This window comes from Bradyrhizobium sp. CCBAU 45384 (assembly GCF_028128665.1).
Taxonomy (GTDB): Bacteria; Pseudomonadota; Alphaproteobacteria; order Rhizobiales; family Xanthobacteraceae; genus Bradyrhizobium; species Bradyrhizobium manausense.
Window position 1 is genome coordinate 1 of the sequence record NZ_LBIZ01000064.1, and the last position, 8,493, is coordinate 8,493.

The 8,493-nt window shown below is 60.3% G+C and carries 7 protein-coding genes and 2 pseudogenes; 3 read left to right on the forward strand and 6 right to left on the reverse strand.

The features are described 5' to 3' along the window. Window positions 1–381: pseudogene (locus tag XH80_RS03180) on the forward strand (IS5/IS1182 family transposase); the annotation flags it as partial. 98 nt (window positions 382–479) lie between these two features. Here the strand turns inward: XH80_RS03180 and XH80_RS03185 are convergent. The 5 genes and pseudogenes from XH80_RS03185 to XH80_RS03205 form a co-directional block, all read right to left on the reverse strand. Continuing rightward, window positions 480–1,406 carry a carbohydrate ABC transporter permease gene (locus tag XH80_RS03185; RefSeq protein WP_271597302.1) on the reverse strand — a complete coding sequence of 309 codons (927 nt, stop codon included), beginning with the start codon at window positions 1,404–1,406 and terminating at the stop codon, window positions 480–482. Between the two features lie 19 nt (window positions 1,407–1,425). After that, window positions 1,426–2,544 carry a carbohydrate ABC transporter permease gene (locus XH80_RS03190; RefSeq protein WP_271597303.1) on the reverse strand — a complete coding sequence of 373 codons (1,119 nt, stop codon included), beginning with the start codon at window positions 2,542–2,544 and terminating at the stop codon, window positions 1,426–1,428. A gap of 94 nt (window positions 2,545–2,638) precedes the next feature. Further along, window positions 2,639–4,297: a sugar ABC transporter substrate-binding protein gene (locus XH80_RS03195; RefSeq protein WP_271597304.1), complete on the reverse strand. Its 1,659-nt coding sequence runs from the start codon at window positions 4,295–4,297 to the stop codon at window positions 2,639–2,641. A gap of 316 nt (window positions 4,298–4,613) precedes the next feature. After that, window positions 4,614–4,880: pseudogene (locus XH80_RS03200) on the reverse strand (RbsD/FucU family protein); the annotation flags it as partial. Next, complete coding sequence (locus XH80_RS03205; RefSeq protein ID WP_333968632.1) at window positions 4,822–5,148, reverse strand: ATP-dependent DNA ligase; 327 nt, start codon at window positions 5,146–5,148, stop codon at window positions 4,822–4,824. The pseudogene XH80_RS03200 and the gene XH80_RS03205, both read right to left, overlap by 59 nt. A gap of 282 nt (window positions 5,149–5,430) precedes the next feature. On the opposite strand from XH80_RS03205, the gene XH80_RS03210 reads away from it, so the two are divergent. Continuing rightward, on the forward strand, window positions 5,431–6,249 hold the full coding sequence (locus XH80_RS03210) for a DUF2066 domain-containing protein (protein WP_271597305.1): 819 nt from the start codon (window positions 5,431–5,433) through the stop codon (window positions 6,247–6,249). A gap of 354 nt (window positions 6,250–6,603) precedes the next feature. Here XH80_RS03210 and XH80_RS03215 read toward each other — a convergent pair whose 3' ends face one another. Then, window positions 6,604–7,638 (reverse strand): IS110 family transposase, encoded by a 1,035-nt coding sequence (locus XH80_RS03215; RefSeq protein WP_271597306.1) that lies wholly within the window; start codon window positions 7,636–7,638, stop codon window positions 6,604–6,606. 234 nt (window positions 7,639–7,872) lie between these two features. On the opposite strand from XH80_RS03215, the gene XH80_RS03220 reads away from it, so the two are divergent. After that, window positions 7,873–8,493: transposase (locus tag XH80_RS03220; protein ID WP_271597307.1), on the forward strand; the 621-nt coding region annotated here is incomplete at its 3' end.

Here is an 8,493-nt window from a genome sequence, read left to right on the forward strand (position 1 = left end):
GACGTCATCGACCGCACCGAGACACTCACCGGCTGTGCGATCGAGCGGGCCTATGTCGACAAGGGATACCGCGGCCACGACGCTCAAAATCCTCGTCGCGTCTTCATCTCCGGCCAGAAGCGCGGCGTCTTCGGTGTCATCAAGCGCGAGCTGCGCCGCCGCTCCGCCATCGAGCCCATCATCGGACACCTGAAGACCGATGGTCACCTCGGCCGATGCTATCTCAAAGGCCGCCCCGGCGATGCGGCTAACGTCATCCTCTCCGCCGTCGGTCACAACTTCCGCCGTGTCCTCGCCTGGCTGAGAGCTCTTTGGTGCCTGATCCTCACCACCCTCATCGCGCCCGCCAGCGACTGCTCACCGCTCAAATCGGTTTCTTAACGGACGACTCGTTATCCTGGTTGCAGATGGCCTCGGTGCGTCACTGCTGCCGGATTGGGGGATTCAATTCGAGCGCTGAACTCAGTTGATCCCTCCGGCTACTTTCCGGCTCCCGTGGTCAAGCCGCTGACGATGTAGCGCTCAAGGAAGATGCCGACCAGGACCAGCGGTGCGATCGCCGCCGTCGACAGCGCAGCCATCGACCACCAATTGATGCCTTGCGAGCCGGTCTGGCTCGCCACCATCACCGGCAGCGTCTTCGCGTCGGTGCTGGTGAGGAGGGCGGCAAAGAAGTATTCGTTCCAGCACAGCACCAGCGAAAGGATGAACGCGGCGACCATGCCGGGCACTGCGAGCGGCAGGATGATGCGCAGGAACGCGCCCCAAGTCGACAGGCCATCCACGAAGGCGGCCTCATCGAGCTCGATCGGAATCGCGTTGAACTGGTCGCGCATGATCCAGATGACAATCGGCAGGACGGTCAGCGTGTAGAGCAGGATCAGGCCAAACGTCGTGTCGAGCAGCGCCAGGGCCTTGTAGAGCACGAGGAATGGCAGCGCGAGAACGACCGGGGGCAGGATCAGCTGCGACATGAAGAAGAACAGGATGTCGTCGTTGCGCATCCAAGCAAATTTGTAGCGAAAGCGGCTCAAGCCGTAGGCGGCGAGCGATCCGAGGGTGAGCGCGAGCAGCGATGCGCCGACCGAAGTGATGATGCTGTTAACGAAGCGGTTCATGAACTCGGAACGCGCGGTCGAGGTCCCGAACAGCGTATCGGGCGACAGGCCGATCGAGCGCCAGCCTTTCCAGTCCGGCTGAAAATCGACCCAGGGGATCAGGTGCGCCTGAGTCACATCGACCGCCGATTTGAACGAGGTCGTGACGGTCCAGTAAAGCGGAAACAGGCAGATGAAGGTCCAGAGCAGCAATGCGGCGTAGATCAGCGTGCGGCCGAGGGTGCGCCTGGCGCGCGGCCGCGGCGGATGTTCGCGGTTCGGCTTCGATGCTACGCTCGACGTGGACAATCGCTCAAACTCCTTTGCTCTACATGACCTTCTGAGTCCAACGCTTCGACAGGCGCAACATCAGCGTCAGCAGCACGATGATCAAAAGCAGATAGACCATGGCGAGCGCCGTGCCGTATCCGACATTGGAGCGGTCGCGGTAGACGCGGTAGATGAAGCTCGACACCGTGTCCGTGGCGCCGCCGGGGCCGCCGGCCGTCACGTTGATCACGATGTCGGCGAGCTTCAGCTTGAAGATGATGCGGATGATAAGGACCGTGATGCTGACCGGCAGCATGATCGGGAAAGTGACGTGCCAGAACGACTGCCAGCCATTCGCGCCGTCGACCTTGGCCGCTTCCTGCACCTCCTTCGGCATCGCTTGAAGGCCTGCGAGCAGGATGATCATGATGAAAGGGATCGAGACCCAGGCATCCATCGCCTGGATGCTGAACCGCGCCAACCAGGGCGAGGCGAAGAATGCCGGGTTGTCCCAGCCCAGATAGCGCGCTAGCGTGGCCGCCGGACCGAAACGATATTCTAGCAGCGACTTGCCGATCATCCAGCTCACCGCGACGGGGCTTAGCATCATCGGCAGCAGGAAGACCACGCGGAAGAATTTTCGCGCGCGGATCTCGGCGCTGAGCAGCAGTGCCAATCCGAACGCGATCGCGTATTCTCCGAGCACCGCGACGGTGTAGAAGACCATGTTGCCGAGCGCATTCCAGTAATAAGTGTCGTTCAGCATGCCCCTGAGATTGTCGAAGCCGCTGAAGTGCGGGCCCTCGATCGAGCTGAGATTCCAGTCGAGCGAGGCGATATAGATCCCGAAGATCGTCGGGAAGATCACGACGGCGACGGTGAAGAATACCGCTGGAAGCAGGAACAGCGCACGTTGGCCACGCTCGCCACGAGCGAGAACTTGTCCGACCCCAAAGGCAATGGCCCAGACGAGATAGGCGATGAGGATCGGACGCCAATCGGAAAATCCGGCGCCAATCGTGCCGGTCGTGTGCAAGACCTGAATAAGAACGACAAGCACGAAGCCGAGAGACGCCAGCAGAACAAGCGCGCGGCCAGCGGCCTTCCTGCCGCCGGGCGTGCGCTTCGCCGCAGGCTTGTGGTGCAGGTCGTCGCTTACGGATACGGAATTCTGCATCGAGATGAGTCGCATTCAGTGCCGGCTATGGCCGGGAAAGTTTTCGGCTGGCGCCGGAGCGCCAGCCGAGGGTAGATGATCTCGCGTAAGCCCGCTACACGCCGAGCGAGGCCTTATAGAGCCCGATCTGCCGCTCGCGGCCGATCTGGTCGGTCAGCTTCTCCCAGGCGGCCGCGATGTTGTTCGCCCCGGTCTGCGCGTCGACCTTGCCGGCGAAGATCTTCGTCAGCTCGTCTTCCGCGATGCTGTAGTACTGGAATATGCCCGGAATGCGCGGCTCGACCGCCCGATTGGGGTGGTTATACGAGTTGAACTGCGAGTTCAGATAGGACGTGATGTACCTCTTATCGTAGCCCGCCGCCACCCATTCATCGATGTTGGACTGGCTGGTTCGGTGAACCTGGAAGCCCGACGGGTACAGCACCATCCAGAACGACAGATCCTTGCCGCCGAGATGCGCGGCTGCGCTCCAGGCCGCCTTGTGCTTCTTTTCGTCGCTATTGACACGCGCCATGACATAGATGCCCCAGCCGAGATAGGCGCAGTTCGGGGCGTGGTTCGGGCCGCTGGCGAGCTTCTCCCACTTGCCGGTCTTGGAATTATAGACATCGTCCGAGCCCGGCAGGATGTCGAAGCCGACGGTGTCGCCGATGACCGAGGTGTCGCTTGCTTTCGCCACCTGGCCAATGTCGCCCCACCAGGGGATCATCGAGCCGATACCGGCCAGGAATTGTTGGAAGCCGGTGGTGTTCGGATCGGCGTTGAGCTGATCGGCTGGCTCGGACGGCAGCGCGTCGATCACATCCTGGATGGCGCGTACCCAGGCGGGATTGTTAATGCGCGGCTTCATCGTATCGACGTCGAACAGCCAGGCCTTGTCGTCCGGATGCTTGGCATAGGCCGTGGCGCGGCTGCCGAGGAAATAGAAGCCGAACCCGCCCCAGGGCTTGGGCGCATCGAGATAACCGTAGACGTTCTGGCCCTTGAACTTCTGGCCCTTGAGGAATTTCGTCACCGCCTGGACCTGCTGCCAGGTCTTCGGCACACCCCATTCGCTCGCATTGCCGGCATCCTTCCAGGCCTTGGCGAGGGCAGGGTCGGAGAAGACGTCCGTGCGGTAGTTGAAGTTGTGGCAATCGCCGTCGATGGTGACGCGATAGGTCTTGCCGTTCCAGGTGCCAACCGGGGGCTTCAGATAGTCGACATAGTCTTCGATATCGATCTGCTTCTTGACCCAGTCCGGCATCTCCGACGCCAGGCCCTTGCCGCAGACATCGCCTTCGAAGGGTGCGCCCATCTCCAGGATGTCGAAGTCGACCGTGCCGGTCGCGATCGCCTGCTGGAGCCGCGGGTTGTAGTCGGCCTGGGCGAGATCGATCCAGGAGATTTTCGCGCCGGTATAGGCTTCCCACGGCTTGAGGAAGCCGCGGAACAGGAGGTTATGCAGGTTCTGATTATTGAGCCCCATGAAGGAGAGCTCGACGCCTTTGAACTCGCCTTCCTTGATGCTTGCCTTGGTCGGACCGAGGCAAAGCTCGCCGACCTTCTGCCAGTCGGCATCAGTCGGCGCGCCCTTGCCGATACCCGGAATTTGCGCGATCTGCGCGCGCAGATTGTTTTGTGCAAGCGCAATCTCCGAGAACGTGCCGAGCGCTCCGCTCGCACCCAATGCCCCGACGCTTGCCGCACCCTTCAGCACGGTTCGTCGGTTCGGACGGAGTGCAGAAAGCCAATCGTAATCTTGCTGTTTCATCGCGATACCCTCCCTTTTGACTTTCTTGATGTGAAGTCTGAATCGCCGGAGCACATCGAGACCGTTGCGCTCGCGGACTTCGGTGTCGTCGTGAAATGGGTCATCGAGGCCGCGTCGAGTATGCAATGGCGCACTCCAAAGTCAACGAAAGCAGCAAGCTTGCCGTCCACGATGTGACGGACAGCCGTCGATGATGCCGCGCTGCAAGATGGATCAGCCGTGACGACATGCAGCGTCCACGGCGTTCGCGGCACGAATGGGTTGGTTCCCGACGGGGGACCTTTCCGGCGTCATGTTTGTGCCGGAGAGAGCTCGATCAGGCGTCGGGCGGAATGACGCCCTTCTTGAAGATGAAGCAGCCGTAGATGCGCCGTTCGCCGGTCTGAATCACGCAATAGGATTTCTTGGCGAGTTCATAGAAGGCAAATCGCTCGACGGATCCCATAGGGAACGGGCGTCCTTCCGCTGCATCGATGGCGGCCTTCACTTCGCACCTCGGGGATTTCGCCGGGCGCCCGACGATCTCAATGCGCGACGCCGGCCTGTCGACAAAACTGTCGAGCGCCTTCGGCGAGAATATCGAAAGCGCAGAACTGCACCTCATGGTCATGCTTGCGGGAGTGCATCGCATTGAAATCAGAGATGCCATCGACGCCGAGCACGACCGCTTCGCCATCGAGCACGAATCGCTTCTGGCGCATCTTGCGCGCAGCCCCGACATTCCATGGATAGCGATTGGCCCAGTTGTAGCCGCCGCGCGTGATCGAGCGTACGCGATCATTGTCCCGGATGACCAGAAGCCGGTAGCCGTCGTACGTGACTTCATGGAGGTAGTCGGGGCCTCCCGGCACCCAGAGCGGCCCTCATGCAGCTCTTCTAGAGTGCAGTCCAAGTTGAGTGCCTCGCACCCTTGTCAAAAGGCTAACAAACGCAACTTCTGGCGCCGTCCGGCTCTCTCCCGATTTCCATCATAGTGCCGCTAATATCGGCTTAGTGTATATCGGACGCGCCTGATCCGAGCGCCCTGATGAGGACGCGGCCGGGCTTATCCTGTCGGAGCTGGCGTCTCGTCGATCCGACAGTCAGGAGGGATGATCGTGCTTACTCGGCATCTGACAGAGCGATGTCCAACTGTGGTCGCTGTCATCATCAAGATGTGGCTAATTTCTGTTTTGGCCAGCTGGCCCAGCACGTTTGCAGCCGCGGCAGAGAGCCTCTATCGCGCGCAGACAAGCGTGACTGGACAGGGCGAAGCCAATCGCATCATCGGCTTCGCCGCCTGTCTCGAGGACGTTCTCATCAAGGTATCCGGGGCGCTCACGCTCGAGGGCGATCCTCGATTAAACCTATACAAATCGCGCTCGGCTGATTTCGTGAGCGCCTATAGCTACCACGACCAGATGTCCGGTACGCCGAAGCGCGACGAGCAGGGCACCCGCGATCGGCCGTACGATTTGATCGTCGATTTTGATGACAATAAAATCAAAGACGTCCTTAACTCGCTCGGCGTCAAGCCCTGGCTTTCGCGCCGCCCGATCCTTGGCGTTTTTGTTGAGATGGAGCAGGGCTCAAGACAATACATCGCCACATCAGATGCAAAGCAATCCGACCTGCAACGTGACTCACTCCTCGCCGCAGCCTCAAAGAGAGGCATGATGATCGTGCTGCCTGATGTCGCAGCATTGGCAAAAGCGAACATCGCTGCCGCAGAGCTTCTGGCGACACCATCCTCGACATTGGCGTCGGTGGCGGCCGAACGGGGTGGAGAAGTCGCCCTGGTCGGACGGTTAAAGTGGGAGGATTCCGAGCTCGGATGGGCGACGGAGTGGCGGGTGGACTGGAATGGCCGGATGCGCCGATGGCAGCTTCGTGGCGTCAAGTTTGACGAAGCCTTCCGCCGCGGCATTGGCGGCGTGGCACAAATCCTCTCGGGCAACGGCGATCCGGGATAGGCGGTCGCGGCGATCTGCGGAATGTGCTGGCGCGTCAGTCCGGTCCAGCCGAGCCGAACTGCCACGTCGGCTTCTCTAATCGGCCGTTTGAGGTCAAGCACTTTCAGACTGTCCGCCACTGCAGTGTTGATGTCGCTCACGGGATCGCGCTTCTCTTCGGAATCGGCACCAGGGCCCTTCCATCATGGGATTCGAGGACGAGGTAGAACAATCTGTCAGGCGGCCTTGCTCAGTTTGAACGACAGGTTCAAGCCGACATGCGAACTCACCTCATCCATCGTCCCGCGAGGGACATCTTTCCACTGCTGAGTGGATCTCGAGTTTTCTCCTATTGGGTTTGATCTTGAACGGTTTTCATGCTGCTGCCGCGGTTGGCTCTTGAGTCCACCGGAACTCGGTGCCATCGATCCAAATGCGGTGCATAATGACGGCCCGCCGGCGAGCCAGCGCCACGATCGCCCTCTTCATTCCGCGGCGCCTGGCGATCTGCAGGGCCCAGGCTTTAAGCCAGCACCATTTCTTCGAACGCAACATACTCTGCGCCGCTTCGTAGAGCATCACCCGCATCATCTCATCCCCGCAGCGTGATATTCTGCCGTTCCAGTCGATCTCGCCTGATTGATATTTGGAGCAGGTCAGCCCAAACACCGCCCCAACCGACTTGGACTTTCGGTATCGAGCTAGCACATCGACGGTGGCGCGATAGGTCAGCGCCACCACCGGGCCGACACCGGGAGACGTCATCAGGCGACGGCACACCTCGTCGTCTCGCACGATGGCAAGCAGGCGGCGGTGCAGGATGACCATCTGTTCGCGTAGCGCGCGCCGGACCACGAGCATCGGTTCGACCAGTCCCATCAAGTCGGGGGTCGTCTCGACAAGCTCCTGGATGCGGGCCTCGAACCTCACCGTTCCAACCATGCCCACCTTGAGACCGAAGTTACGCAAAGTCCCTCGCAGATCGTTCTCGATGGCGATGGCTTTCGACTGCAATAGCTTGCGATGGGTCAGCAGCATGCGCAGTTTCTGGCTGCGTAGCGTCTTTACATGCACCACCCGGTACAATCCCACCCGCATCATCTGAGCGATGCCGCGCGCATCGTTGCGGTCGGTCTTGTTGATCTGCGCCTTCAGCACCGCCTGCATGTGCCGCGTCTCCACACAGATCATCGGTAAGCTGGCTTCTGCGAGAGCGCTGAATAGCCATTGCGACAACGGCCCGGCTTCCAGTCCAATCCGCTTGAAGCAGTAGGCGGGGTTGGCCAGTACCTTCAGGAGCGCTTGAGGCTCGCTCGCCACCTTCACTTCCTTCAAGATCTTGCCCGCGTCATCCAAAATGCAGACACTCGTCTGCTTGACCGATACGTCCAATCCAGCAAAATGGTCCATGCTGCGTTTTCCTTCTGATGCTTGAGGCGGTTGCCACGGACCTCGTTTCACCATCAGCCTGAAGCGCAGCACCTAAAATCTTTAGCTATCCACAAGCTGGGCCGGCCGATTACCCCATCTGTCAGGGGAAGACCGGACACAACAGCGCTTTGCCTCGAGCGCCGGTTATGACCCTGGCTGTGTGAAAAGCCACGAGTCGGCTACGATTCCTCCGTTTCCTGATGGAGGACACGGATGGGACGCTTCGTTGAAGGCGCGGACAGATCCCAGCTGACGCTTTTGCCGGAATGTCTGGAGGATTGGGTAGGCGAGGACAACGCGGTCCATGTGATCGATGTGTTTGTCGAGGCGCTCGACCTGCATGGAATGGGGTTTGAGCGCGTGATCGCCAAGGAGACGGGCCGGCCCTCATATCATCCGGCGGTCTTTCTGAAGCTTTACATCTACGGTTATCTCAATCGGGTGCAGTCCAGTCGCCGCCTGGAACGTGAGGCGTGCCGAAATATCGAGGTGATGTGGCTGATCGGCCGCCTGGCTCCTGATCATAAGACGATCGCCGACTTCCGGAAGGACAATGGTGCGGCGATCCGGAAGGTTTGTGCGAAGTTCATTGCACTATGCCGGCAAATGGGCCTGTTGCAGACCCCAAGCGTCGCAATCGACGGCAGCAAATTCAAGGCGGTGAACAACCGCGACCGCAACTTCACGCATGCCAAGATGGCGAGGCGGATGGCGCAGATTGAGGAAAGCGTCGGTCGATATCTGCGTCAACTCGATAGCGCCGATCGGCAGGAGCCATCGGAAGCGATCAGCATCAGGACGACGAGGATCAAGGAAAAGATCGCTCGGCTGAAA